Here is a 26726-nt window from a genome sequence, read left to right on the forward strand (position 1 = left end):
GCGACCGCGTGCTTGCGTCAGTGTTTGGTGGCAGGCACCGAGCAGATCTTCCAGGTGCCGTTTTCCTTCTTGAGGTGCTCCTCGGTGCTGTCCTCGGTATTGGGCTCTTCGCCCGCCACGGACAGGGTCAGCTGGCCGACCACCGTCGCCTTGGCGGTGTCGCCGGTGATGACGATGTCCTCGACCTTGTCGATGGTCACCGAGACGGTCGCGGCATCGAACTGCTGACGCTGCTCCGGGGTGAGATTGTCGATCTCGGTGCGGTCGGCCTCGCACGCCAGCTGCGCGGCCGCGATGAATCCGTCGGCGCCGAGCGTGTCGTAGAAATCGCGAATCGCGACCTCGATCTGCTTCTCGTCCGAGGCCAGCGGCGTGCGCCCCTGCACGGTGAGCACGATGCCGGCGATCAGCGCACCGAGCACCACCAGCGCGACAACGCCCAGCGCGATGAACAGCCCGGTCCGGTTCTTCTTGGGCGGCTGCTGCGGCGGGAAGACATCGGGATTGCCGGGCGGGGGAGTCTGGCCGGGTCCGAAGCCCGCGTGCGGGTATCCGGGCGGCCCGGACGGCATCTCGGGCGGCTGCTGGCCTTCGGGGGGATTCGTCATGCCTCGCTCCTGATGTCATCGGGGCGAGGCCCCGAAACCAGTGGAACCGTGCGTGAACAACCTGAATCAAACAAACGAGGCCCCGACCGAACGGACGGGGCCTCGAAATGTGCCCTCGGCAGGATTCGAACCTGCGGCCTTCTGCTCCGGAGGCAGACGCTCTATCCCCTGAGCTACGAGGGCGGGATAGATGCCGGTCGCTGTGTGGCGATCGGGCAGCGACAGCGTATCGCATCGAGTGCGGTGCGCCAAAAACGGTGCCGGACCGGGCGGTTGACCCGGTCCGGCTCGCTCAGCTCAGCGGCAGCGGGCTCGCGCCGCGGGCGGCCAGCATGCTCGTCATCAGCTGGGACTCGCCCTCCTGGGTCTTGGACATCTGCGCGGCCAGGACGCGCACCTCGGTGGTGTCGGCGTGCTCGGCGGCGTAGTCGAGCATCGGCACACCGCCCTGGTGGTGGCGCAGCATCAGCTGCAGGAACAGCGTGTCCATGGCGGGGCCGGTGGACTGCCGCAGCGCGGTCATCTCCTCCTGGCTCGCCATGCCGGGCATCGACGTCATCGGGCCCGACATCTCGTGCCCGGTCGTCGTACCGCCGTGGCCGTGCGAGCCAGAGCCGTGGTCGGTCATCCAGCCCATGTAGCCGTCGACGTTCTGGTTGGGTTCGCCCCACAGCTGCAACCAGCCCTGCATCCGGCCGATCTGATTCTGCTGGGTGGTGAGGATGTCGTAGGCGAGCCTGCGCACGTCGTTGTCGGTCGAGCCGATCAGCGCCGCACCCGCCATGTCGACCGCCTGCGCGTGGTGCGCCGACATGTCCTGGCTGAACCCCACGTCGACAGGGCCGGGTGCGGGCGTCTCGGTCTTGTCCAGCGGCAGCCGCAGCAGCACGCCGGCCACGGCGCCGAGCAGGAGCAGGCCGATCGCGCCGAGGACGAGGATCGCCCCGGCCGGGCGACGCGGGCCCGGCTCGGCAGCGGTGTCGTCGGTGTTGTCGTCGGGGTCGACCGCGGTATCGGTGCCCACTACTGGCCCGCGGGCTGGGTGCCCGGCAGTTGGAGGCCGCCGGGGAGGCCCGGCAGACCCGCGCCCCCGCCGAGCTCGGACTGGTCCTGGGTCAGGCCCTTGCCGTCCATCGGCACGGCCTCGGGGCCGTACGGCGCCGGGTCGAACGGCGGCGGGTTGTTGGCGTCGAAGATCGGGTTCGAGCAGCTCGCGCCGACCTCGGGGTAGGCGTACGGGTTCTCGCGCAGCGCGGAGATGAACTGCTTGATTCGCGCGTCGTCGGCGGATTCGAGCTTGAGCTGGTGACCCCACGACTGCAGCGCGATCGGCGCGTCCAGGCCCGGGTACGGCGACATCAGCGAGTACTGACGGCCCTTGACGAAGTTCGACAGCTTCTCCACACCCGCGGCGTCGACCTTGTCCGGGTTGTAGGCGATCCAGACCGCGCCGTGCTCGAGCGAGTGCACCGCGTTCTCCATGCGGATCGGCTTGGCGTACACGGTGCCGGTGCAGTTGGCCCACGCGCCGTCGTGCGGGCCGCCGTAGGCGGGCGCCTTGTCGTAGGCGACGCGCTGGGTCGACGTCACGTGCAGACCGGCCGGGTAGTCCTGCTTGACGACGCCCTCGATCTTCGTCGACGGGTCCTGGTTCTCCTTGGACGCCACCCATTCCTTGAGGTCGGTCTGGGCTTCCCGGATGGCGGCCTGGTCCAGGTACTTGGGCACCAGGCTGTAGGCCAGCAGGCCGATCAACGCGACGATGGCCACACCGGCGCCCAGCAGGGCCCAGGGGAATTCTCGCTTCTTACCGGGAAGCTTGCCTTTGCCGGGTTTGCGGGACGGAGACGACTTCCCCGCGGCCCGGACGGCCTTGGCTGATGTGGCGCTGGTCCTGCTCGGCATCGCTCGTTGTGCTCTTTCGACGTGTGGATCGGGACGTTCGTACCGGGCGGTCGTGGTTGCGAGGCGCCCAGCCAATAGGATAGAGACTCGTGACTCCAGCTGACCTTGCAGATCTCCTTCGCACCACCGCCGCGAAGGTGCTTGTCGAACGTGGACTGGACTCGTCGGTCCTGCCCGAGCAGGTCACAGTGGAGCGTCCGCGCAACCCCGAACACGGCGACTATGCCACGAATGTGGCGATGCAGGTGGCCAAGCGGGCCGGAACCAATCCGCGTGAGCTGGCCGGCTGGCTGGCCGAGGCCCTGTCCGCGACCGACGGCATCGAGGTGGCCGACGTCGCGGGTCCCGGCTTCCTCAACATCCGCCTCGCCGCCTCGGCGCAGGGCGTGATCGTCACGCAGATCCTGGCCGCTGGCGAGAAGTTCGGCACCGGCGCCGCGCTGTCCGGCACCAAGATCAACCTGGAGTTCGTCTCCGCCAACCCGACCGGTCCCGTGCACCTCGGTGGTACCCGCTGGGCCTCCGTCGGTGACGCGCTGGGCCGCATCCTGGCCGCCCAGGGCGCCGACGTGACCCGCGAGTACTACTTCAACGACCACGGCGCGCAGATCGACCGCTTCGCGAAGTCGCTGGTCGCGGCCGCCCTCGGCGAGCCGACCCCGGCCGACGGTTACGCGGGCGAGTACATCCAGGAGATCAGCTCCGGCATCGTCGCGGCCTACCCCGACGCGCTCACCCTGCCCGCCGACGAGCGGCACGAGCTGTTCCGTCGCGAGGGTGTGCAGCAGATGTTCGCCCAGATCAAGCAGGATCTGCATGACTTCGGTACCGACTTCGACGTGTACTTCAACGAGAGCGAACTGTTCGCCTCGGGCGCCGTCGAGCAGGCCGTCGAACAGCTGAAGAACTCGGGCAACCTGTACGAGAAGGACGGCGCCTGGTGGATCGCGTCCACCGAGTTCGGCGACGACAAGGACCGCGTCGTCCTCAAGAGCGACGGCAACGCCGCCTACATCGCCGGTGACATCGCCTACTTCCAGAACAAGCGCGCGCGTGGCTTCGACCTGGCCATCTACATGCTCGGCGCCGACCACCACGGCTACATCGGCCGCCTCAAGGCCGCCGCGGCCGCCTTCGGCGACAACCCCGACACCGTCGAGGTGCTGATCGGGCAGATGGTGAACCTGGTCCGCGACGGCCAGGCCGTGAAGATGAGCAAGCGCGCCGGCACCGTGGTGACGCTGAACGACCTGGTCGAGCAGATCGGCGTCGACGCCGCCCGCTACTCGCTGGTGCGCTCCTCGGTGAACTCGAGCATCGACATCGATCTCGACCTGTGGACCAAGGCGAGCAGCGAGAACCCGGTCTACTACGTGCAGTACGCGCACTCGCGGACCAACAGCATCATCGGCAACGCCGCGAAGTACGCCGAATTCGCTTCCGTCGAACCGGATTTCGCGCTGATGGCCTCGGCCCGCGAAGGCGATCTGATCCGCACCCTCGGTGATTTCCCGCGCGTGGTCGCCACCGCCGCCGAGACCCGCGAACCGCACCGCATCGCCCGCTACCTCGAAGAACTGGCCGGTGTCTACCACCCGTTCCAGTCCGACGACGACATGCGCGTGCTGCCCAAGGGCGACGACGCCGTCACCCCTCTCAATGCCGCCCGGCTCGAACTGGTCAAGGCGACCCGTCAGGTGCTGGCCAACGGCCTCGCCCTGCTCGGCGTCAGCGCACCGGAGCGCATGTGAACACCGGCGAGCTTTTCAGGAAGGACGCACAACTGTGAGTGGTGCACACCCGGCCGGTCCCCGGCACGCAGAGATTCCGCACGCCCCGAGCCTGGCCGAGCGCCCGACCGATCCCAGCGAGATGATCGACCTGCCCGCCAACGTGTGGCCGCGCAATGCCACCCGCGGCGAGGACGGCGTCGTCCGGATCGCCGGCGTGCCCGTCACCGAGCTGGTCCAGCAGTACGGCACCCCGCTGTTCGTGGTCGACGAGGACGACTTCCGCTCGCGCTGCCGCGACATGGTGCGCGCGTTCGGGCCGACGGCCCGCGTGCACTACGCGTCCAAGGCGTTCCTGTGCGGTGAGATCGCGCGCTGGATCCGCGACGAGGGTCTCTCGCTCGACGTCTGCTCCGGTGGCGAGCTGGCCATCGCGCTGCACGCCGGTTTCCCGGCCGAGCGCATCGCGCTGCACGGCAACAACAAGTCGGTGCCCGAGCTCGAGACCGCGGTCGCCACGGGCGTCGGGCACGTGGTCGTAGACTCGCTCTACGAGATCGAGCGGCTCGAAGCGGTCGCGGGCGCGGCGGGCGTGGTCCAGGACGTGCTGGTCCGGGTCACCGTCGGCGTCGAGGCGCACACCCACGAGTACATCTCCACCGCCCATGAGGACCAGAAGTTCGGCTTCTCGATCGCCGGTGGCGACGCCATGGAGGCGCTGGCCCGCGTCTTCGAGGCCGACAACCTGCGCCTGGTCGGCCTGCACAGCCACATCGGCTCGCAGATCTTCGAGCTCGACGGCTTCGAGATCGCCGCGCGCCGCATGCTCGGCCTGCTCCGCGAGGCCATCGACAAATTCGGTATCGAGCGCACCGCGCAGATTTCCACCCTTGATCTGGGCGGTGGCCTCGGTATCTCGTACCTGCCGAGCGACAACCCGCCGCCGCTGGACGAGTTCGCCGCCAACCTGCGCGGCCTGGTCGCCGCCGAGGCCGCCCGCGCCGGGCTGCCCGAGCCGACCATCGCCGTCGAGCCGGGCCGTGCCATCGCCGGTCCGGGCACCGTCACCCTGTACGAGGTCGGCACCATCAAGGACGTCGAACTCGACGGTGGTGCGCGCCGCCGCTACGTCAGCGTGGACGGTGGCATGAGCGACAATATCCGCCCCGCGCTGTACCAGGCCGATTACGATTGCCGTCTGGTCTCGCGCTCGTCGGATGCGCATGCGGTCGTCGCGCGCGTGGTCGGAAAGCATTGCGAGAGTGGCGATATCGTCATTCGCGACACCTGGATGCCTGCCGACGCCGGCCCGGGTGACCTGGTCGCCGTGGCGGCGACCGGCGCGTACTGCTATTCGATGTCGAGCCGCTACAACCAGCTCACCCGGCCCGCCGTGGTCGCGGTGCGTGACGGTGTGGCGCGACTGATTCTGCGCCGGGAAACGGTGGCGGACCTGCTCAGCCTGGAGGTAGAAGGATGACCGAAACCGGCGTCAACAACGGCACCAGGGACGCGGGGCGTCCGCTGGGTGTCGCCGTCCTCGGCATGGGCACCGTCGGCACCGAGGTGGTCCGCGTGCTGCGCGATCACGCCGACGACCTGCGCTCGCGCGTCGGCGCGCCGCTCGTGCTGCGCGGCGTCGCCGTGCGTGACCTGAACAAGGACCGCGGCCTGCCCGCCGAGCTGCTCACCACCGACGCCGCGGCGCTCGTCGCCCGCGAAGACGTCGACCTGGTCGTCGAGGTCATGGGCGGCATCGATCCGGCCCGTGGACTGATCGGGGCCGCGCTGAACGCGGGCAAGTCCGTCGTCACCGCCAACAAGGCGCTGCTGGCCGACTACACCGGCGAACTGGCCGCCGCCGCCGAGCGCAGCCGCGCCGACCTGTACTTCGAGGCCGCCGTCGCCGGCGCGATCCCGGTGGTCCGGCCGCTGATCCAGTCGCTCTCGGGTGACCGGGTGAACCGGGTCGTCGGCATCGTCAACGGCACCACCAACTTCATCCTCTCCGCGATGGACGAGACCGGCGCCGCCTACGACGACGTGCTCGCCGAGGCCACCGATCTCGGCTACGCCGAGGCCGATCCCACCGCCGACGTCGAGGGCTTCGACGCCGCGGCCAAGGCCGCGATCCTGGCCTCGCTGGCCTTCCACACCCGGGTGACCGCGGCCGATGTGTACCGCGAGGGCATCTCCAAGATCACCGCCGAGGACCTGGAGACGGCTTCGGCCGTCGGCTGCACCGTCAAGCTGCTCGCCATCTGCGAGCGCGTCGCCGCCGGGCCGGGCGAGCCGACCTCCGCCGAGGGCGGCAAGGATCGCGTCTCGGTGCGCGTGTACCCGGCGCTGATCCCGCGCAAGCACCCGCTGGCCTCGGTCAACGGCGCGTTCAACGCCGTCGTCGTCGAGGCGGACAATGCCGGTCGGCTGATGTTCTACGGGCAGGGCGCCGGTGGCGCGCCGACCGCGTCCGCCGTGCTCGGCGACCTCGTGATGGCCGCGCGCAACAAGTTCTACGGTGGTCGTGCACCGGGCGAATCAGTCTATGCTGAGTTGCCGATCGCGCCGATCGGGGACACCCCCACCCGCTACCACGTGAACCTGCAGGTGGCGGATCGTCCCGGCGTGCTCGCCGCGGTGGCGGACACGTTCGCCCAGCACGGGGTGAGCATCTCGACCGTGCGTCAGCAGGGCCATGGCGACGGTGCCAGGCTCGTCGTCGTCACCCACCATGCGGTGGAGTCCTCGCTGGCCGATACTGTCGCGGCATTGGCGGAAATGGATTCGGTCACCGCTGTGACCAGCGTTCTCAGACTGGAAGGCACCGAAGAATCATGAGTACCACTGGCATCGCTCCCCAGCTAGGCGTGCACTCGCGCTGGCCGGGTCTGATCGCGGCCTACCGTGATCGGCTCGAAGGTGCCGCCGACTGGGAACCGGTGACCCTGTTCGAGGGCGGTACCCCGCTGGTCCCCGCGACGCACCTGTCCGAGCTGACCGGATGCGAGGTGTACCTCAAGGTCGAGGGCGCCAACCCGACCGGTTCCTTCAAGGACCGCGGCATGACCATGGCGATGACCGACGCCAAGTACCGCGGCCAGAAGGCTGTGCTGTGCGCGTCGACCGGCAACACCTCGGCCTCGGCCGCCGCCTACGCCACCCGCGCGGGCATGGAGTGCGCGGTGCTGATCCCGCAGGGCAAGATCGCGATGGGCAAGCTGGCCCAGGCCGTGATGCTCGGCGCCAAGATCATCCAGGTCGAGGGCAACTTCGACGACTGTCTCGAGCTGGCCCGCAAGGTCACCTCGGACTTCCCCGAGGTCGGCCTGGTGAACTCGGTGAACCCGGCGCGCATCGAGGGCCAGAAGACCGCCTCGTTCGAGATCTGCGACGTCCTGGGCAAGGCGCCCGACGTGCACGTGCTGCCGGTGGGCAACGCGGGCAACATCACCGCCTACTGGCGCGGTTACCGGGAGTACCACGCCGACGGCGTCACCTCGGTGCTGCCGCGCATGCTCGGTGTGCAGGCCGCCGGTGCGGCCCCGCTGGTCAACGGTGCTCCGGTGAAGGACCCCGAGACCGTCGCCACCGCCATCCGGATCGGTGCCCCGGCGTCGTGGAACGGGGCGATGGAGGCCAAGGAGCAGTCCGGTGGCGCGTTCCGCGCGGCCACCGACGAGGAGATCCTGGCCGCGTACCGGCTGGTCGCCGCGACCGAGGGCGTCTTCGTCGAGCCTGCTTCGGCCGCGAGCGTGGCCGGTCTGCTCGCCGCGCGCAAGGAAGGCTGGCTGGATTCGGGCCTGACCGTGGTCTGCACGGTGACCGGCAACGGTCTCAAGGACCCCGACAACGCGCTGGCCGGCATGCCCGAGGTCAAGCCGATCGCCGTCGACCCGGTGGCCATCGCCCACGAACTCGAGCTGGCCTGAGTTGAGCGCACGCGAGAGCAGGCTGATGACAGCGACCCTGCCCGCCGGTCTCGAAGTGACTGTGCGTGTTCCCGCCTCCACAGCCAACCTCGGCCCCGGATTCGATTGCCTGGGAATGGCATTGGGCCTCTACGACGAGATCGTGGTACGCACGACCGATTCGGGCCTCGACATCCGGGTCGAGGGTGAGGGCGCCGACGACGTGCCGTGGGGCCCAACGCATCTGGTGGTGCGGGCGATCGAGCGCGGGCTGGAATCGCTCGGCGTCTGGGCCGACGGCCTCGATGTGGTGTGCCGCAACGTGATTCCGCACTCGCGTGGCCTCGGCTCCAGCGCCTCCGCGGTGGTCGGCGGCCTGGCCGCCGGCGCCGGGCTGGCCGCGAAGTTCGACCCGGAACTGGGCCTGGACGACGACCGCCTGGTCCAGCTGGCCTCGGAATTCGAGGGTCATCCCGACAACGCCGCGGCCAGTGTGCTCGGCGGAATCGTGGTGTCGTGGACCGAATCCGATACCGAGGCCAATCGCGCCTACCGGGCCGTGCGACTGCAGCCCGCCGCCGCGCTGCGCCCGGTGGTGCTGATCCCGCAGGAACGCTCGTCCACGGCGCACACCCGCGGGCTGCTGCCCGAGCAGGTGCCGCACGGCGACGCCGCGTTCAACGTCAGCAGGGCGGCGCTGGCCGTCGTGGCGCTCACCGAGCGCCCCGATCTGCTGATGCCCGCCACCGCCGACCGCCTGCACCAGACCCAGCGTGCTCCCGCGCTACCGCTCACCACGGCGTGGATCCAGCGGCTTCGTGACGCGGGAATCGCGGCGACTGTTTCCGGCGCCGGCCCGACAATTCTGGCGCTCGCGACCGGGGAATTCCCCGATGACCTGCGCAAACAGGCGGAATCCGACGGGCTGCGGGTCGTCGAACCCGGCATCGCGGGCGGCGTCGCGGTCGACTGACGGCGTGCCTGCCTTGCCGTTGTTCGCAATGGGCAGCTATTCTGTGCAAGTCCGTACATCGTGCGCATCAGACGCCGGTGCTTCATCAGGGCAATCGCTCCAGCAGGCTCCAGGCTCGAGCCTCCACACCATGGAGGTGCTGCGACGCCGAGAAGCCGCTCAACTGGAATGATCTCTCCTCACCACTGTCTTCTGGTGGCGAAGCCTCCGGTCCGGCGGGGCGGGTAGTACGGCACAGGCGTCCTGTCGGACGCGTAATCCGAGCTCGGCACACGGTGCCGGGTCTACGGAACGAACCCTCGATTCAGCACACGGCATTCGAGGGAAGGAAAGGATTTCCGTGACAGATACGGACCTGCTCGCGACACCCGGGGTGGAATCCAACCCTACGAACTCGGGCGGCCGCGAAAGTGAATCCGGACAGATTTCGAAAATGAGCGAACACACCGACGTCGCACGATCGGGGCTGACTGGAATGCTGTTGCCGCAGTTGCGCGCATTGGCGGGGGAGCTCGGTATCCGAGGCACCTCCGGTATGCGTAAGGGCGATCTCATCGCCGCTATCAAGGAAAATCAGGCCGGAGCGCCTGCGAAGGCGGGCAAGCCCGCCGAGGCCGCCGCCGTGACGGCCGACGCGCCCGCCGCCAAGGCCGAGGCGCCTGTCAAGACCGAGGCGCCCGCCAAGACCGAGGCCCCGGCCAAGGCCGACAAGCCTGCCAAGGCCGAGCCCGTCAAGGCCGACAAGCCCGCCGAGAAGCAGGCCGCCGTCGCGGTCGCGACCGAGCAGGCCCCGGCCGAGCAGGCGCAGGCCGAGTCCAAGACCGCCGCTCCCGCCGAGTCGACCGAGGATTCCGGTCGCGAGGGCGGTCAGCGTGGCCGTGGACGGCAGCGTCGTGGTCGTGACCAGGCCCGTTCCGGTGGGGGCGAGAACGCCCCGGCCGAGAGCCGTGGCGAGGAGCCCAAGCAGGCCGACAAGGCCGAGGGCGGCGAGCAGGGCGAGCGTCGTCGCGAGCGTGGCGACCGCACCGGTGGCGATCGGGGCGAGCGCGCCGGTGGCGATCGGGGCGAGCGCGCCGGTGGCGACCGGGGTGAGCGTAATCAGAACGAGCGCAACCAGAACGGCGCCAACGCTGGTAATCGCGGTCCCCGCGACGACCGAGGTGGTGACGACGAGGAAGGCGGCCGCGGTCGCCGGGGTCGCCGGTTCCGTGAGCGTCGCCGCGGTCGTGACCGCGACGGTGGCGCCGGTGGCGGTGGCGGCGAGGCCCGCGACTTCGAGATCCGCGAGGACGACGTCCTCCAGCCGGTCGCGGGCATCCTGGATGTTCTCGACAACTACGCGTTCGTGCGGACCTCCGGCTACCTGGCCGGCCCGAACGACGTGTACGTCTCGATGAACCTGGTCCGCAAGAACGGCCTGCGCCGCGGTGACGCGATCACCGGCGCGGTGCGCGCCCCGCGTGACGGCGAGCAGAGCAACCAGCGCCAGAAGTTCGACCCGCTGGTTCGCCTGGACACCGTCAACGGCGGCGAGGTCGAGGCGGCCAAGCGTCGTCCCGACTTCACCAAGCTGACCCCGCTGTACCCGAACCAGCGCCTGCGCCTCGAGACCGCGCAGAACAAGCTGACCACGCGTGTGATCGACCTGATCATGCCGATCGGTAAGGGCCAGCGTGCGCTGATCGTGTCCCCGCCCAAGGCGGGTAAGACCACGATCATGCAGGACATCGCCAACGCGATCGCGATCAACAACCCCGAGTGCTACCTCATGGTTGTCCTGGTCGACGAACGTCCCGAAGAGGTCACCGACATGCAGCGTTCGGTGAAGGGTGAGGTCATCGCCTCCACCTTCGACCGTCCGCCGGCCGACCACACCTCGGTCGCCGAGCTCGCCATCGAGCGCGCGAAGCGACTGGTGGAGATGGGCAAAGACGTTGTGGTGCTGCTCGACTCGATCACCCGATTGGGCCGTGCGTACAACAACTCCTCGCCCGCCTCGGGCCGCATCCTCTCCGGTGGTGTCGACTCGACCGCGCTGTACCCGCCCAAGCGGTTCCTCGGCGCGGCGCGCAACATCGAGAACGGTGGCTCGCTCACCATCATCGCCACGGCGATGGTGGAGACCGGCTCCACCGGTGACACGGTGATCTTCGAGGAGTTCAAGGGCACCGGCAACGCCGAGCTCAAGCTCGACCGCAAGATCGCCGAGCGGCGCGTGTTCCCCGCGGTGGACGTCAACCCGTCCGGTACCCGCAAGGACGAGCTGCTGCTCTCGCCCGACGAGGCCGCCGTGCTGCACAAGCTGCGCCGCGTGCTGACCGGGCTGGACTCGCACCAGGCCATCGATCTGCTGATCGACCGGCTCAAGAAGTCCAAGAACAACCTCGAGTTCCTGATGCAGGTCTCCAAGACCGCACCGGGCGCTCTCGACGAGTGATCGTCTAGAACCGCAGCAAGGGGCCTCGCAGACGCGGGGCCCTTTGCTGGTTTCGGGGAACAAATCTGAGGTGGGGGGTGTTTTCGGAGGGTGCGGCCAGATCTGGCATACTGGACCGCTGTGTGTCTGCGGCTTCGCAGACATCCCGCCTAGTCGGTTCCGGTTCACGTATTCCGCGCTCCAGCGGCATGCGACCCGGCGACCATTATCGAGAGGACGCCCATGAAGGCAGGAATCCACCCCACGTATGTCGACACCACCGTTGTGTGTGGTTGCGGCAACACCTTCCAGACTCGCTCCACCAAGGAGTCCGGCCAGATCACCGTCGAGGTCTGCTCGCAGTGCCACCCGTTCTACACCGGCAAGCAGAAGATCCTCGACACCGGCGGCCGCGTCGCTCGCTTCGAGGCTCGCTACGGCAAGCGTGCAGGCAAGAAGGCCGACGCCAGCTAGTTGCCTCATCCGACGCCCGGTTCTGCTTTCGCAGGCCGGGCGTCGGTGGTTTCTCGCCTACCGATTCCGCCCCGCACCGCACATAAGGAAGCAAACGTGACGCAGCCGTCCGCCATCGACGACATTCTGGCCGAGTACGCAGGCCTGGAGACGCAGCTGGCCGATCCGTCGTTGCACAACGACGCCGGTGCGGCCCGGCGGGTGGGCAAGCGGTTCGCCGAGCTGGCCCCGGTGATGTCGACCTACCGCAAGCTCGAATCGGTCCGCGACGATCTCGAGGCCGCCCGTGAGCTCGCCGCCGACGACGCCGCGTTCGCCGCCGAGGTACCCGGCCTGGAATCCCAGCTGGTGGAGCTCGAGCAGGCGCTGGCCGATCTGCTCGCCCCGCGCGACCCGCACGACGGCGACGACGTGGTGCTCGAGGTGAAGTCCGGCGAGGGCGGCGAGGAGTCGGCGCTGTTCGCCGCCGACCTGGCGCGCATGTACATCCGCTACGCCGAGCGGCACGGCTGGAAGGTGGAGACACTCGACGTCACCTACTCCGACCTGGGCGGCTACAAGGACGCGACGCTGTCGATCAAGAGCCGCGACGCAGCCCGCGACGGCGTGTGGTCGCGCTTCAAGTTCGAAGGTGGCGTGCACCGTGTGCAGCGCGTGCCGGTGACCGAGTCGCAGGGCCGCATCCACACCTCGGCGGCGGGCGTGCTGATCTATCCCGAGCCCGACGAGGTCGAGCAGGTGCAGATCGATGAGACCGACCTGCGCATCGACGTCTACCGGTCCTCCGGCAAGGGCGGCCAGGGCGTCAACACCACCGACTCCGCGGTCCGCATCACCCACCTGCCCTCCGGCATCGTGGTGACCTGCCAGAACGAGCGCTCCCAGCTGCAGAACAAGGCGCGCGCGATGCAGGTGCTCGCCGCCCGGCTGCAGGCGCTGGCCGAGGAGCAGGCCGACCAGGAGGCCGCCGCGGGCCGCGCCAGCCAGATCCGCACGGTGGACCGCTCCGAGCGCATCCGCACCTACAACTTCCCGGAGAACCGGATCGCCGATCACCGCATCGGTTTCAAGGCGCACAACCTCGACGCCGTCCTCGACGGTGACATGGACGCGCTGCTCGACGCGCTCGGCAAGGCCGACCGCGACGCCCGCATGGCTGCCGAATAACCGTGACAGAGCGCGTCCGGCTGCGTCCGCTGATCGTCGAGGCCGCGGCGCGGCTGGCCGAGGCGGGCGTGGCCTCACCGCTGCCCGATGCGGAGAATCTGGCCGCCCACGTGCTCGGTGTCGACCGGATGCGCCTGGCGTTGCACCCGATGGTGGAGCCCGCCGAGGCGGAACGGTTCGGGCAGCTGGTCGATCAGCGGGCTGCCCGAATCCCGTTGCAGCACTTGACCGGAACCGCTGCCATGGGCGAGATCGACCTCGCCGTCGGACCCGGCGTCTTCGTGCCGCGCCCGGAGACCGAGCTGCTGTTCGCGTGGGCACTGGCCTGGCTGGAGACGCTGCCGCACGACCACGCGCCGATCGTCGTCGACCTGTGCACCGGCTCGGGCGCCCTTGCCCTCGCCATCGCCCATGCCCGCCCCGACGCCCAGGTCCACGCCGTCGAAATCGACCCCGACGCCCTGACCTGGGCCCGCCGCAATGCCGACGACCGCATCGCCGACGGCGACACCCCCATCACCCTCTACGCCGACGATGTCACCGACCCGACCCTGCTCACCGCCCTGTCCGGCCGCGTCGACCTGCTCGTCTCCAACCCGCCCTACATCCCCGACGCCGCGCTCCTGGACCCCGAGGTCGCCGACCACGACCCCCACCGCGCCCTCTTCGGCGGCCCCGACGGCCTCGACGTCATCCGCGCCATGGTCCCCACCATCGCCCGCCTGCTCCGCCCCGGCGGCGGCACCGCCATCGAACACGACGACACCAACGGCGGGGGAGTAGCGAACCTCCTGGCCGCAGCCGGCTTCACCGGCATCGTCGAACACCCGGACCTCGCGGGTAAACCCCGCTTCGTCGCCGCAATCAATCAACCATAGGATGAGCCGCGTGAGTACCGTCTATGACTGTGCCTTAGCAGATTCGCGGGCCGCGGGGCTGACTGCGGCGACCAGCGCGCTGAAGTCGGGGCGGCTGGTGGTGATGCCGACCGACACGCTGTACGGCCTGGCCGCCGACGCGTTCGACGCCGAGGCCGTCGGCGCTCTGCTGGCCGCCAAGCGCCGCGGTCGCGACATGCCCGTTCCGGTGCTCGTCGGTTCCTGGCACACGATCGACGGCCTGGTGTTCTCGGTACGGCCGCAGGCGCGGGACCTGATCCGCGCGTTCTGGCCGGGCGCCCTGAGCCTGGTCGTGCAGGCGGCGCCGTCGCTGGCGTGGGATCTGGGTGACACCCGCGGCACGGTGATGCTGCGGATGCCGTTGCATCCGGTGGCGCTGGAATTGCTGCGCGAAGTCGGGCCGCTGGCCGTGTCGAGCGCGAATGTGTCCGGGCAGCCTCCGGCCAGCACCGTCGAGCAGGCGCGCGAGCAGCTGGGTTCGCTGGCGAGTGTGTATCTCGACGGTGGCCCGGCCGAGCACGCGGTGGCCTCCACGATCGTCGATCTGACCGCGGATCAGCCGCGGGTGTTGCGGGAGGGTGCGGTGCCGGTGGCCGATATCGCGGAGGTGCTGGGCATGGCGCCCGACGCTCTGACCACCCCCGCGCAGCGGTGATCGCACGCCTCCCATGAGCTCAGTCGTTCCCTTGCGCGAGCTGGTGCTCGTGCTGCTCGTCTCGGCCACGGTGACCTTCCTGGCGACCGGCGGTGTCCGGGTGCTGGCCATCGGCTTCGGCGCGGTCGCGATTCCCCGTGAGCGCGATGTGCACGTGAAGCCGATTCCGCGGATGGGTGGCGTCGGCATGTATGTCGGTGTCGTCGCCGCGGTGTTGTTCGCGCACCAATTGCCTGCCCTGCGGCGCGGCTTCGATTACGCGCCCGATATTCCTGCGGTACTGGTGGCAGCGACGATCATCGTGCTCGTCGGCATCGTCGACGACCGATGGGGCCTGGACGCGCTCACCAAATTCGCCGGGCAGGTCACCGCGGCGGGTGTGATGGCCGTGATGGGCTTGAGCTGGTACGTGATCTACGACCCGTTCAACGACTCCACCGTGGTGCTCGACGCCCTGCAGGGCGGTCTGGTGACCGTCGGCATCACCGTCACGCTCGTCAACGCGATGAACTTCGTCGACGGTCTGGACGGTTTGGCGGCGGGGCTCGGCTTGATCTGTGCCGTGGCGGTTTTCGTGTTCTCCGTCGGTTTGCTCTACGACCAGGGCGGCTCGGTGGACACCTATCCGCCCGCGCTGCTGGCCGCCGCGCTGGCAGGCGCCTGCCTCGGATTTCTTCCGCACAATTTCTCGCCCGCCCGAATCTTCATGGGCGATACCGGCTCGATGATGATCGGTTTGATGCTGGCGGCGGTTTCCACCGGCGCCTCCGGCCGAATTCCGCTGCAGGGCTATGGCCCGCGCGACATTGTCGGTTTGCTCTCACCGCTGTTGCTGGTCGGCGCGGTGATGTTCATTCCGGTGCTGGATCTGTTGCTCGCGATCGTGCGCCGGGTGCGCGCCGGCGTGAGTTTCTCCACACCGGACAAAATGCATCTTCATCACCGATTGCTACAGATCGGACATTCCCAGCGACGCGTGGTCCTGTTGATCTATTTGTGGGTCGGCGTGCTCGCCTTCGGTGCGGTGGGAACATCGCTGATGGATCGGCGACTTGTGGTGTTGCTGGTGGCGGGCGGATTGGTGTTCGCGCTGGTAGTGACCGCGATCCCATCGATGCGCCGGGTGGAGTCGGCCAACCGGTGAACTCCGCCCGCTTGGTAAAGTGCGGCCCGTGAGCTTTACACCGGAAACCGTGCCAGGCCCCGACGCCCCGTTGCGTGCCGCGCTGCGCTACGGCCTGATCGGTCTCGGCGTCCTCGTCGTCGCCGCGGTCGTGATCGCCACCGCGGTGGCCGGAACGCCGGGCCTGTGGGGCGCCCTGCTCGGCGCGGCCATCGGCGGTGGGTTCATCCTCACCACCGTCATCGCGGTGCTGCTCGGCGCGAAGCTGCCGCCGAGTACGGCGGGCCTGGTCATGCTGGTCAGTTGGGTCGGCAAGATGCTGGTCGCGCTGCTGGTCATCGCCGTGCTCAACCAGTTCGACTTCTACAGCAGGCCCGCGCTGTTCTTCACCGTGGTTGGTGCTCTGCTGATCGTCCTCGGCGCGGAGACGTACGGCGTTGTGAGCCAGAAGGTTCCGTACGTCACGACACGCGCGGGAGACGACGAAACGGCTTCCGAGCAGGAATAATCCCACCCAGCTACACACTGTCGTAGATAGCTTGGTAAAGTGTTGGTAAGCAAGCACCCAAGCTAGGGGCGCGGCCCGACCAACTCAGGGCTTTGCCTCGGGTTACCAGGGGGGATCGCCTAGATCCTGCCCGGTGCCGCTATGCTTACTGCCGATCCGGGTGGAATGTGCCCGGTTGAAGCATGTCGACGATGTCGCCGACGCCCGAACAGAAGTCATACGGTTACACGCTGTATAGGCAACTGTCGAATTTCGAGCCGACCAGAGTCGACCCCATTGATCGTCAATGTCCGATCGAACCGCGGGAATGACCGTCGTACCCGCGGCCCGAACACGGGAGAGAACGCTGAGCGTCATCACTTTGGCGGCGGGCGAGTTCCACGCGCCATCGCTGTCCGACTTCTTCCCTCCAGCAGTGCTGTTCGAGGGTACGCCGTTCGAACTCGATCGCCTGATGCTGGTCCGGCTGCTGATGACCGCGGTTCTGGTGGTCGTCTTCCTGCTGGCTTTCCGCTCGCCGAAGATCGTCCCGCGCGGCCTGCAGAACGTGATGGAGACCGGTGTGGTTTTCGTCAAGGAGCAGATCGCCGACGAGGTACTCGGTAAGGAAACCGGCAAGAAGTTCCTTCCGCTGCTGGCGACGATCTTCTTTACGGTTCTCTTTCTGAACTTCTCCGGTGTCATTCCGGGATTGAACATCTCGTCGAACGCGCGAATCGGCATGCCGCTGGTCCTGGCCGCGATCGTCTACATCGCCTACAACTACGTCGGCATCCGGAAGTACGGCTTCTTCTCCTACATCCGGCACAGCATCGTCGTCCCCGACGTGCCGATCGCGCTGCACGTGCTGCTGATCCCGATCGAGTTCATCTCGACCTTCGTTCTGCGCCCGTTCACGCTGACCGTCCGTCTCATGGCCAACATGCTGGCCGGCCACATCATGCTGGTGCTGTTCTTCAGCGCGACCTGGTTCTTCCTGTTCGACGCCACCGCGTGGATGAAGATCTTCTCGCCGTTCTCGCTGCTCGCCGGCATCGGCTTCACGCTGTTCGAGCTGCTGGTCATCTTCCTGCAGGCCTACGTTTTCGCGCTGTTGGCCGCCGTGTACATCGCGCAGTCGCAGCACGCTGCCGACCACTGACCTGACTGAAACCAACTACCGGAAACCTGCTACACGCGCCGACCGGCGGGTGAGCAACAGAAAGGGAAACAAGACTCATGAGCCTCGCTTACCTGGCCCAGGAAGCCGCGACCACCGAGAGCACCTTCCGGGGCTTCGGCGCCATCGGCTACGGTCTCGCCGCGATCGGCCCCGGCATCGGCGTGGGTATCGTCGTCGGTAAGGCCATCGAGGGCATCGCGCGTCAGCCCGAGCTGTCCGGCCAGATCCGTACCAACATGTTCCTCGGTATCGCGTTCACCGAGGCCCTGGCGCTGATCGGCCTCGTCGCCGGCTTCATCTTCTGATTCCGATGCGCGAAATCATGATGCTCGCCGCTGAAGGGGGAGAGGAAGTGAATCCTCTCGTCCCCGAAACGTACGACATCGTCTGGTCGATCGTCTGTGTCATCGTCGTCGGTCTGCTTTTCTGGAAGTACGTGATCCCACGTGTGACCAAGACCCTCGAAGAGCGCACGGACAAGATCGAAGGCGGTATCGCCAGGGCCGAAGCAGCCCAGGCGGAGGCACAGCAGACGCTGCAGCAGTACCAGCAGCAGCTCGCCGACGCCCGGCTCGAGGCCGCACGTATCCGCGAGGATGCGCGCACCCAGGGTCAGCAGATCCTCGCGCAGATGCGCACGGATGCCCAGGCCGAAAGCGACCGTATCGTCGCCGCCGGTCACTCCCAGCTGGAAGCCCAGCGCCAGCAGATCCTGACCGAGCTGCGTTCCGAGGTCGGCCGCACGGCCGTCGACCTGGCCGAGAAGATCATCGGTCAGTCTGTCTCGGACGAGGCCAAGCAAGCGGCGTCGATCGACAAGTTCCTCAGCGAACTCGACGACACCGACGCCATCGGGGTCGGAAGGTAACGACGCGAAAGTGAGAAGCATGTACGCAGCGAGCCGCGAGGCCAGCTCCCGGTCCCGGGAGGCGCTTCGGGCCGCTCTGACCGGAAGCGAAACTGTTGCGGCCACAACGGGGTCGGAACTGTTCGCCGTTGTCGCCGTGCTGGACGACCAGCGTTCGCTGCGTGTGGCGCTCGCGGACGTGTCGGTGCCGGGTTCGGCGCGCGCTGAACTCAGTGAGCGGATCTTCGGCGGCAAGGTCAGCGCTGCCACGCAGGCAGTGCTGACCACCGCGGTGGCGCAGAACTGGTCGCGCACCCGTGATCTGGTCGACACCCTGGTGCTGCTCGGGCAGGAGGCTCTGCTGGAGTCGGCCGCCGACGGTGGCCGGCTGGACGCGGTGGAGGACGAGCTGTTCCGGCTCGGACGCATCATCGCCGACAACCCGCAGCTGGAGCAGGCACTGTCCGATCAGGGCAAGCCGGCACCGGCCCGGCGTGAGCTGATCGAACGGCTGCTGACCGGCAAGGCCGAGCCGATCACCCTGACGCTGGCCGAGCAGGCGGTGACCCGACTGCGGACCAACAACATCGGCGTCGCCTTCGACGCCCTGTCCGATCTGGCGGCGGCCCGTCGTGACCAGATCGTCGCCCACGCGCACGCCGCGGTCGAGCTGACAGATCAGCAGAAGGAGAAGCTCTCGGCTTCCCTGCAGCGGATCTACGGCAAGGCGGTCACCGTGCACGTGCAGGTCGACCCGACGCTGCTGAGCGGCGTCGTCGTGCGCGTCGGAGACGACGTCATCGACGGCAGCGCCACCGGCCGACTGGAGAAGCTGCGCCGGGCGCTGTCCTAATCGGACACCGCCTGACCCGACTTCCCAACCCCCGACATTCGAGACCACAGCGAGAGCAGGAACAACATGGCGGAGCTGACGATCTCCTCCGACGAGATCCGTAGCGCGATCGAGAGCTACACCCAGAGCTACACCCCGGAAACCTCCATCGAAGAAGTCGGCCTCGTGACCGACACCGGCGACGGCATCGCGCACGTCAGCGGTCTGCCTTCGGCGATGGCCAACGAGCTGCTCGAGTTCCCTGGCGGCGTCCTGGGCGTCGCGCTGAACCTCGAGGACACCGAGATCGGTGCCGTCATCCTCGGCGAGTACGCCTCGCTCGAGGAGGGCCAGCAGGTCCGCCGCACCGGCGACGTGCTGTCGGTTCCCGTCGGTGACAAGTTCCTCGGTCGCGTCGTCAACCCGCTCGGCCAGCCGATCGACGGCCTGGGCGAGATCGAAGCCGACGACCGCCGCGTGCTGGAGCTGCAGGCCGCGACCGTGCTGGAGCGCCAGCCGGTCGAGGAGCCGCTGGCCACCGGTATCACCGCGATCGACGCGCTGACCGCCATCGGCCGCGGCCAGCGTCAGCTGATCATCGGCGACCGTAAGACCGGCAAGACCGCAGTCGCCGTCGACGCGATCCTGAACCAGAAGGCGAACTGGGAGACCGGCGACCCGACCAAGCAGGTCCGCTGCATCTACGTCGCGATCGGCCAGAAGGGCTCCACCATCGCGGGCGTCAAGACCGCGCTCGAGGAGCACGGCGCGATGGAGTACACCACCATCGTCGCGGCCCCCGCGTCCGACTCCGCCGGCTTCAAGTGGCTGGCTCCCTACACCGGTTCGGCCATCGGCCAGCACTGGATGTACCAGGGCAAGCACGTCCTGATCGTGTTCGACGACCTGACCAAGCAGGCCGAGGCCTACCGCGCCATCTCGCTGCTGCTGCGTCGTCCGCCGGGCCGCGAGGCGTACCCCGGTGACGTCTTCTACCTGCACTCCCGTCTGCTGGAGCGTTGCGCGAAGCTGTCCGACGAGATGGGCGGCGGCTCGATGACCGGTCTGCCGATCATCGAGACCAAGGCCAACGACGTCTCGGCGTTCATCCCGACCAACGTCATCTCCATCACCGACGGCCAGGTCTTCCTCGAGTCCGACCTGTTCAACAAGGGTGTCCGCCCGGCGATCAACGTCGGTACCTCGGTCTCCCGTGTCGGTGGCGCCGCCCAGACCAAGGCCATGAAGAAGGTCGCCGGTTCGCTGCGTCTGGAAATGGCGCAGTACCGCGAGCTGGAGGCGTTCTCCGCCTTCGCCTCCGACCTGGATGCCGCCTCGCTGGCCCAGCTCGAGCGTGGTGCCCGCTGGGTGGAGCTGCTCAAGCAGAACCAGTACTCCCCGGTCGCCGTCGAGGATCAGGTCGTCTCGATCTACCTGGTCGACGCCGGCTACTACGACTCGGTGCCGGTCGGCGACGTGCGTCGCTTCACCGCCGAGCTGCTGGAGCACCTGCACAGCGCGACCCAGTCGTCCTTCGACGCGCTCGAGGGTGGCCGCAAGCCGCTCGACGGCGAGGCCGCCGACGCGATCAAGTCGGAGACCGACAAGTTCAAGGAAGGCTTCCTGGCTTCCGACGGCAGCCGTGTCGTGAACGAGGCCGCTGCCGGCGATCTGGACCACGAAGAGGTCGAGTCGCTGTCGGTCACCCGCAAGCACGTCGACAAGTAAGCCGGGTCAGGACTGATGTCGGCATATTCCGATCTGGCGAATGAAGGGAGTGTGAACCGCTAGTGGCAAGTTTGCGTGAATTGCGCTCCCGCATTCGTGGTGTGAATTCGATCAAGAAGATCACCAAGGCTCAGGAACTGATCGCGACCTCGCGAATTTCCAAGGCCCAGGCCAGGGTTGCGGCGGCCAAGCCGTACGCCGAGGAGATCACCAAGGTCCTCGGTGAGCTGGCGAGCGCGTCGAAGAACCTGGCGCACCCGCTGCTCAACGAGCGCCCCAACCCGAAGCGCGCCGCCGTCCTGGTGATCACCAGCGACAGCGGTATGTGCGGCGGCTACAACTCGAACGTGCTCAAGCGCGCCGAGGAGCTCATGACCACCCTGCGTGGCGAGGGCAAAGAGCCGGTGCTGTACGTGATGGGCAACAAGGGCCTCACGTACTACAAGTTCCGCAACCGCCCGTTCCAGGCGTCGTGGACCGGCTTCTCGCAGCAGCCGAAGTACACCGATGCGTCGGCCGCGTGCAGCCACCTGGTCGAGGCCTTCATGGCCGGCTCCGACAACGAGGTTCCCTCGCTGGACGGCACCGGAACCATCGCGGGCGTCGACGAGCTGCACATCGTGTACACCAAGTTCGTCTCGATGCTGACCCAGAACCCGGAGGTGCGCCGCCTGGCGCCGATCCAGGTCAGCTTCGTCGACGAGCACTTCGAGCTCGGCGACGACATCATGTCGGACTCGCCGAACGCGGTGGTCACGGCGCAGTACGAATTCGAGCCGGACGCCGATGTGCTGCTGGGGGCTCTGCTGCCCAAGTACATCAACACGCGTATCTACTCATCGTTGCTCGAGGCAGCGGCATCCGAGTCCGCGGCTCGGCGCACCGCAATGAAGGCGGCGACCGACAACGCCAACGAGCTGGCCAGTGTGCTCCAGCGCGAGGCGAACTCGGTGCGTCAGGCCCAGATCACGCAGGAAATCAGCGAAATCGTCGGCGGCGTGAACGCGCTGGCGTCGAGCTCGGACCGCGACTAGAAGCGCAGGAAGAGAACCAATCTAATGACCGCAGCTGTCACTCAGGACAACGCGAGTAAGGCAGGCGCAGCCGCCGGCCGCGTCGTCCGTGTCATCGGCCCCGTCGTGGACGTCGAGTTCCCGCGTGGCGCCATCCCCGAGCTGTTCAACGCTCTCAACGCCGACATCAAGCTGGCGTCGGTGGCCAAGACCCTGACCCTCGAGGTCGCCCAGCACCTCGGCGACAACATCGTGCGCACCATCTCGATGCAGCCGACCGACGGCCTGGTCCGTGGCGCGGCCGTCATCGACTCGGGCAAGCCGATCTCGGTGCCCGTCGGTGACATCGTCAAGGGCCACGTGTTCAACGCCCTCGGTGACTGCCTCGACTCGCCTGGCCTGGGCCGCGACGGCGAGCAGTGGGGCATCCACCGCAAGCCCCCGAGCTTCGATCAGCTCGAGGGTAAGACCGAGATGCTCGAGACCGGTGTCAAGGTCATCGACCTGCTGACCCCGTACGTCAAGGGCGGCAAGATCGGTCTGTTCGGTGGTGCCGGTGTCGGCAAGACCGTTCTGATCCAGGAGATGATCACCCGTATCGCTCGCGAGTTCTCCGGCACCTCGGTGTTCGCGGGTGTCGGTGAGCGTACCCGTGAGGGCACCGACCTCCACCTGGAAATGGAAGAGATGGGCGTCCTCCAGGACACCGCCCTCGTCTTCGGCCAGATGGACGAGCCGCCGGGCACGCGTATGCGCGTTGCCCTGTCCGCGCTGACCATGGCGGAGTACTTCCGCGATGTCCAGCACCAGGACGTGCTGCTCTTCATCGACAACATCTTCCGTTTCACCCAGGCCGGTTCCGAGGTCTCGACCCTGCTGGGTCGTATGCCTTCGGCCGTGGGTTACCAGCCGACGCTGGCGGACGAGATGGGTGAGCTCCAGGAGCGCATCACCTCGACCCGTGGTCGCTCGATCACCTCGCTGCAGGCGATCTACGTCCCCGCCGACGACTACACCGACCCGGCGCCGGCGACCACCTTCGCCCACCTGGACGCGACGACCGAGCTCTCCCGCCCGATCTCGCAGAAGGGCATCTACCCGGCCGTCGACCCGCTGACCTCGACCTCTCGTATCCTCGAGGCTTCGATCGTCGGCGAGCGCCACTTCCGGGTCGCCAACGAGGTCAAGCGGATCCTGCAGAAGTACAAGGAGCTGCAGGACATCATCGCCATCCTCGGTATGGACGAGCTCTCCGAAGAGGACAAGGTCCTCGTCGGCCGTGCCCGTCGTCTGGAGAAGTTCCTCGGCCAGAACTTCATCGTGGCCGAGAAGTTCACCGGTCAGCCGGGTTCGGTCGTGCCGCTGGAGCAGACCATCGACGACTTCGATCGCGTCTGCAAGGGCGAGTTCGACCACTTCCCGGAGCAGGCGTTCAACTCCTGCGGTGGTCTCGACGACGTCGAGGCCGCTGCGAAGAAGATCGCCGGGAAGTAGTCCACCATGGCGGAGATGACAGTTGATCTCGTAGCGGTCGAACGCAAGCTCTGGTCCGGCCAGGCTTCGTTCGTCAGCGCGCAGACCACCGAAGGTCAGATCGGCATCATGGCCGGCCACGAGCCGCTGCTCGGTCAGCTCGTCGAGGGCGGCACGGTGTCCATCGTGTCGACCGAGGGCGAGCGGATCGTCGCCGCGGTGCACGGCGGTTTCTTCTCGGTGACCGCCGATACCGTGCGCGTGCTCGCCGAGTCCGCGGACCTCTCGGGCGAGGTCGATGTCGACGCGGCACGTAAGGTGCTGGCCGACACGAGCGCTTCCGAAGTGGCAACGCGCGTGGCACAGGCCCAGGTGCGTGCCGTCGAGGCTGCCGCGAAGCACTGATCGCGAGAACACCAGACATCTGTCGGCGACGAACTCCGGTTCGTCGCCGACAGTGTCGTTTTCGGGGGTTTACCGGTCCCGCCGGAGTCGCGCGGACCGGGCGTGATTGAATGGCGACGGGGGTGTCTTCGACACCAGCTGAGCGAAAGGGCGTACGGCATTGCAAACCGGGATGGTTCTCCTGATCATTCTGGTGCTGACGCTCGTGTTCGTAGCAGGTGCATCGACCTATCGGCTGGTGATGCTGCGCCGGGGCGGCACGGCCGCGCTGCTGCGGGTACTGCCCGCGCGCGGTGGCCAAGGCTGGCGGCACGGACTCATCCGCTACGACGAGGACCGGCTCGTTTTCTTCAAATTGACCAGCCTCAAGTTCGGTCCGGACAGCACCGTGCACCGGCAGGGCCTCGAGATCGTCGAACGCAGGCAGCCGCAGGGCGACGAGTTCGACATCATGAGCGACGACATCGTGGTAGTAGCCGTCACCGATCCGCAGGGCAGCTTCGAGCTGGCCCTCGACCGCGGATCGAGGGCGGCTTTTCTGTCCTGGGTGGAGTCGCGGCCCTCGGACCGTGCCCACCGCAAGGGCCAGCTCTGAGCGAGCACACCTGACACGCGACAGCTGAGCGAGGCAAGTACATGGGTAACTCGTCGGGCACGCCCGAGACGGACGCACAGCCCAACCCGGAGCGGCGGTCCACCGTCCACCTGACCCGGATCTACACCAGGACAGGTGACGACGGCACCACCGGCCTGAGCGACTTCTCGCGGGTACCCAAGACCGATGCCAGGCTGATCGCCTACGCCGACTGTGACGAGGCCAACGCGGCGCTCGGTGTCGCGGTGGCGCTCGGCGCGCCGGAGCCCGCCGTGCTGGCGGTGCTGCGCCAGATCCAGAACGACCTGTTCGACGCGGGCGCCGATCTGTCCACCCCGGTGGTGGCGGAGCCGAAGTACCCGCCGTTGCGCGTCACCCAGCCCTACATCGATCGGCTGGAGAAGTGGTGTGACGAGTTCAACGCCGGTCTCGCACCGCTGAATTCGTTCATCCTGCCGGGCGGCACGCCGATTGCCGCGCTGTTGCACACGGCACGCACCGTGGTCCGGCGCGCCGAACGTTCGGCGTGGGCCGCGGTCGATGCCTACCCCGACGACACCAGCGTGTTGCCCGCCAAATACCTCAATCGCCTGTCGGACCTGCTGTTCATCCTGAGCCGTTCGACCAATCCCGAGGGCGATGTCCTGTGGCAGCCCGGCGGCGGAGCCGAGCGCTGAAAGCCTGTCGGTGGCGCCAGGATCGGTCGGTTTGGCGTCGGGGGGCGTGTCGCCGGGCAACGGTCGATAAGCTGGCGGGGTGAGCGAACGGTTTCTGGTCTCCGGCGGTAATCAGCTCGTCGGCGAGGTCGCGGTCGGCGGCGCGAAGAACAGCGTGCTGAAGCTGATGGCCGCCGCGTTGCTGGCCGAGGGCACCACCACCATCACCAACTGCCCGGACATCCTCGATGTCCCGCTGATGGCCGAGGTGCTGCGCGGTCTCGGCTGCGACGTGACGATCTCCGACGACGAGAGCGGCGACCGTTCGGTCGTCACCATCGTGACGCCGCCGGAGCCGAAGTACCACGCGGACTTCCCCGCGGTGACCCAGTTCCGCGCCTCGGTGTGCGTGCTCGGTCCGCTGATGGCGCGCTGTAAGCGCGCGGTAGTCGCGCTGCCCGGCGGTGACGCGATCGGTTCGCGTCCGCTGGACATGCACCAGGCGGGCCTGCGCCTGCTCGGCGCGACCAGCGAGATCGAGCACGGTTGCGTGGTCGCTCGCGCCGACGAGCTGCAGGGCGCGCGGATCCGCCTCGACTTCCCGTCCGTCGGCGCGACCGAGAACATCCTGATGGCCGCGGTCCTGGCCGAGGGGGAGACGGTCATCGACAACGCGGCGCGCGAGCCCGACATCGTCGACCTGTGCACCATGCTCGTGCAGATGGGTGCGCGGATCGACGGTGCCGGTTCCTCGGTGCTGACCGTGCAGGGCGTGAAGAGCCTCTCGCCGACCACCCACCGGGTGATCGGTGACCGCATCGTCGCCGCCACCTGGGGCATCGCCGCCGCGATGACCACCGGCGATGTCCGCGTCACCGGGGTCAACCCCAAGCACCTGGCGCTGGTCCTGGACAAGCTGCGCTCGGCGGGCGCGCGAATCTCCTACGAGCCCAATGGTTTCCGTGTCGTCCAGCCGGAGCGTCCACGCGCGGTGAACTTCGCGACGCTGCCGTTCCCCGGGTTCCCGACCGACCTGCAGCCGATGGCGATCGGCCTGGCCGCCATCGCCGACGGCACGTCGATGATCACCGAGAACGTCTTCGAGGCGCGCTTCCGCTTCGTCGAGGAGATGATCCGGCTCGGCGCCGACGCTCGCACCGATGGTCACCACGCGGTGGTCCGCGGTATCCCGCGGCTGTCCAGCGCACCGGTCTGGTCGTCCGATATCCGCGCAGGCGCGGGCCTGGTGCTGGCCGGCCTGGTCGCCGACGGCGTCACCGAAGTGCACGACGTCTTCCACATCGACCGGGGCTACCCGAACTTCGTCGAGCAGATGCAGGCGCTCGGCGGACAGGTCGAACGCGTCGATACGCCGAAATAGCCTGTCTGACCAGGCGATTTGACTTCGCGTTCGTCGGTGCGTAACTTAATTCGAGTCAGAGCGACACGGACACCGACGAGGTGACGCTGAGCGCCTGATAGATCATCTGGCCAGACTCACTCCTTTCGAACTTGCTTCGGTCGGGTTGTCTGCGCTAAGTTGGAACAGTTGCCCTGCCGAAGCCCCTACGAAATGTTGCGGGTGGAAGCTTGTGCGTGTGTTCTTTGAGAACTCAATAGTGTGTCGATGAATGTCAGTGCCAATATTA

General features: G+C 67.8%; 26 protein-coding genes and 1 tRNA gene. 23 read left to right on the top strand and 4 right to left on the bottom strand.

Annotated elements, in window-relative coordinates; genetic code table 11:
* Positions 1-17: 17 nt before the first annotated feature.
* The 4 genes from IEY60_RS21600 to IEY60_RS21615 form a co-directional block, all read right to left on the bottom strand.
* Positions 18-608, bottom strand: coding sequence for an Rv0361 family membrane protein (locus IEY60_RS21600; RefSeq protein WP_229740008.1), 591 nt, complete (start codon positions 606-608; stop codon positions 18-20).
* 110 nt (positions 609-718) lie between these two features.
* Positions 719-791 (bottom strand) — tRNA-Arg (locus IEY60_RS21605).
* Positions 792-900: 109 nt separating this feature from the next.
* Complete coding sequence (locus tag IEY60_RS21610) at positions 901-1632, bottom strand: DUF305 domain-containing protein (protein WP_189031099.1); 732 nt, start codon at positions 1630-1632, stop codon at positions 901-903.
* Positions 1632-2513 carry a thioredoxin-like domain-containing protein gene (locus IEY60_RS21615; RefSeq protein WP_189031101.1) on the bottom strand — a complete coding sequence of 294 codons (882 nt, stop codon included), beginning with the start codon at positions 2511-2513 and terminating at the stop codon, positions 1632-1634. Before IEY60_RS21615 ends, IEY60_RS21610 begins: the two co-directional genes overlap by 1 nt.
* An 89-nt stretch (positions 2514-2602) precedes the next feature.
* Here IEY60_RS21615 and argS point away from each other — a divergent pair, with 89 nt between their 5' ends.
* From argS to murA, 23 genes are all read left to right on the top strand, one after another.
* Positions 2603-4264 carry an arginine--tRNA ligase gene (argS, locus tag IEY60_RS21620; protein ID WP_189031103.1) on the top strand — a complete coding sequence of 554 codons (1662 nt, stop codon included), beginning with the start codon at positions 2603-2605 and terminating at the stop codon, positions 4262-4264.
* Between the two features lie 34 nt (positions 4265-4298).
* Positions 4299-5723: a diaminopimelate decarboxylase gene (gene lysA, locus IEY60_RS21625; RefSeq protein WP_189031105.1), complete on the top strand. Its 1425-nt coding sequence runs from the start codon at positions 4299-4301 to the stop codon at positions 5721-5723.
* Complete coding sequence (locus IEY60_RS21630) at positions 5720-7081, top strand: homoserine dehydrogenase (RefSeq protein ID WP_189031107.1); 1362 nt, start codon at positions 5720-5722, stop codon at positions 7079-7081. Before lysA ends, IEY60_RS21630 begins: the two co-directional genes overlap by 4 nt.
* Entirely contained in the window at positions 7078-8172 is a 1095-nt protein-coding gene (thrC, locus tag IEY60_RS21635) for a threonine synthase (RefSeq protein WP_189031109.1), read from the top strand. The genes IEY60_RS21630 and thrC overlap by 4 nt, the downstream gene beginning before the upstream one ends.
* Before the next feature lie 25 nt (positions 8173-8197).
* Positions 8198-9124 carry a homoserine kinase gene (gene thrB / locus IEY60_RS21640; RefSeq protein ID WP_189031111.1) on the top strand — a complete coding sequence of 309 codons (927 nt, stop codon included), beginning with the start codon at positions 8198-8200 and terminating at the stop codon, positions 9122-9124.
* Between the two features lie 433 nt (positions 9125-9557).
* Complete coding sequence (gene rho / locus IEY60_RS21645) at positions 9558-11561, top strand: transcription termination factor Rho (protein WP_229740009.1); 2004 nt, start codon at positions 9558-9560, stop codon at positions 11559-11561.
* A 222-nt stretch (positions 11562-11783) separates the two neighbouring features.
* A complete protein-coding gene (gene rpmE, locus IEY60_RS21650) occupies positions 11784-12014 on the top strand; it encodes a 50S ribosomal protein L31 (protein WP_022567395.1) in 231 nt (76 codons plus the stop codon).
* A gap of 96 nt (positions 12015-12110) precedes the next feature.
* Positions 12111-13181: a peptide chain release factor 1 gene (gene prfA, locus IEY60_RS21655; RefSeq protein ID WP_189031115.1), complete on the top strand. Its 1071-nt coding sequence runs from the start codon at positions 12111-12113 to the stop codon at positions 13179-13181.
* 2 nt (positions 13182-13183) lie between these two features.
* On the top strand, positions 13184-14059 hold the full coding sequence (gene prmC / locus IEY60_RS21660; RefSeq protein ID WP_189031116.1) for a peptide chain release factor N(5)-glutamine methyltransferase: 876 nt from the start codon (positions 13184-13186) through the stop codon (positions 14057-14059).
* Between the two features lie 10 nt (positions 14060-14069).
* Positions 14070-14735, top strand: a complete 666-nt coding sequence (locus IEY60_RS21665) for an L-threonylcarbamoyladenylate synthase (RefSeq protein ID WP_189031118.1) — start codon at positions 14070-14072, stop codon at positions 14733-14735.
* Positions 14736-14748: 13 nt separating this feature from the next.
* The gene (locus IEY60_RS21670; RefSeq protein ID WP_189031120.1) at positions 14749-15879 is read left to right on the top strand and encodes an MraY family glycosyltransferase; all 1131 of its coding nucleotides are present in this window, start codon (positions 14749-14751) and stop codon (positions 15877-15879) included.
* Between the two features lie 19 nt (positions 15880-15898).
* Complete coding sequence (locus IEY60_RS21675; RefSeq protein ID WP_189031122.1) at positions 15899-16366, top strand: Cg1360 family ATP-synthase-associated protein; 468 nt, start codon at positions 15899-15901, stop codon at positions 16364-16366.
* Between the two features lie 307 nt (positions 16367-16673).
* A complete protein-coding gene (gene atpB / locus IEY60_RS21680; protein ID WP_505828142.1) occupies positions 16674-17507 on the top strand; it encodes a F0F1 ATP synthase subunit A in 834 nt (277 codons plus the stop codon).
* A 77-nt stretch (positions 17508-17584) separates the two neighbouring features.
* Entirely contained in the window at positions 17585-17833 is a 249-nt protein-coding gene (locus tag IEY60_RS21685; RefSeq protein ID WP_189031126.1) for an ATP synthase F0 subunit C, read from the top strand.
* 5 nt (positions 17834-17838) lie between these two features.
* Positions 17839-18396, top strand: a complete 558-nt coding sequence (locus IEY60_RS21690) for a F0F1 ATP synthase subunit B (protein WP_189031128.1) — start codon at positions 17839-17841, stop codon at positions 18394-18396.
* A gap of 19 nt (positions 18397-18415) precedes the next feature.
* Positions 18416-19228: a F0F1 ATP synthase subunit delta gene (locus IEY60_RS21695; protein WP_189031130.1), complete on the top strand. Its 813-nt coding sequence runs from the start codon at positions 18416-18418 to the stop codon at positions 19226-19228.
* A gap of 66 nt (positions 19229-19294) precedes the next feature.
* Positions 19295-20935, top strand: a complete 1641-nt coding sequence (atpA, locus tag IEY60_RS21700) for a F0F1 ATP synthase subunit alpha (RefSeq protein ID WP_189031132.1) — start codon at positions 19295-19297, stop codon at positions 20933-20935.
* Between the two features lie 62 nt (positions 20936-20997).
* A complete protein-coding gene (locus IEY60_RS21705) occupies positions 20998-21969 on the top strand; it encodes a F0F1 ATP synthase subunit gamma (protein ID WP_189031134.1) in 972 nt (323 codons plus the stop codon).
* 24 nt (positions 21970-21993) lie between these two features.
* Positions 21994-23442 (top strand): F0F1 ATP synthase subunit beta, encoded by a 1449-nt coding sequence (gene atpD, locus IEY60_RS21710; protein WP_189031136.1) that lies wholly within the window; start codon positions 21994-21996, stop codon positions 23440-23442.
* 6 nt (positions 23443-23448) lie between these two features.
* Positions 23449-23826, top strand: coding sequence for a F0F1 ATP synthase subunit epsilon (locus IEY60_RS21715; protein ID WP_189031138.1), 378 nt, complete (start codon positions 23449-23451; stop codon positions 23824-23826).
* A gap of 172 nt (positions 23827-23998) precedes the next feature.
* Positions 23999-24421 (top strand): DUF2550 domain-containing protein, encoded by a 423-nt coding sequence (locus tag IEY60_RS21720; protein WP_189031140.1) that lies wholly within the window; start codon positions 23999-24001, stop codon positions 24419-24421.
* Positions 24422-24462: 41 nt separating this feature from the next.
* Entirely contained in the window at positions 24463-25098 is a 636-nt protein-coding gene (locus tag IEY60_RS21725) for a cob(I)yrinic acid a,c-diamide adenosyltransferase (protein ID WP_229740010.1), read from the top strand.
* A gap of 79 nt (positions 25099-25177) precedes the next feature.
* The gene (gene murA / locus IEY60_RS21730; RefSeq protein ID WP_189031142.1) at positions 25178-26458 is read left to right on the top strand and encodes a UDP-N-acetylglucosamine 1-carboxyvinyltransferase; all 1281 of its coding nucleotides are present in this window, start codon (positions 25178-25180) and stop codon (positions 26456-26458) included.
* The last annotated feature ends 268 nt before the right edge of the window (positions 26459-26726 follow it).

This window comes from Nocardia rhizosphaerihabitans (assembly GCF_014646295.1).
In the GTDB taxonomy this organism is placed as follows: domain Bacteria; phylum Actinomycetota; class Actinomycetes; order Mycobacteriales; family Mycobacteriaceae; genus Nocardia; species Nocardia rhizosphaerihabitans.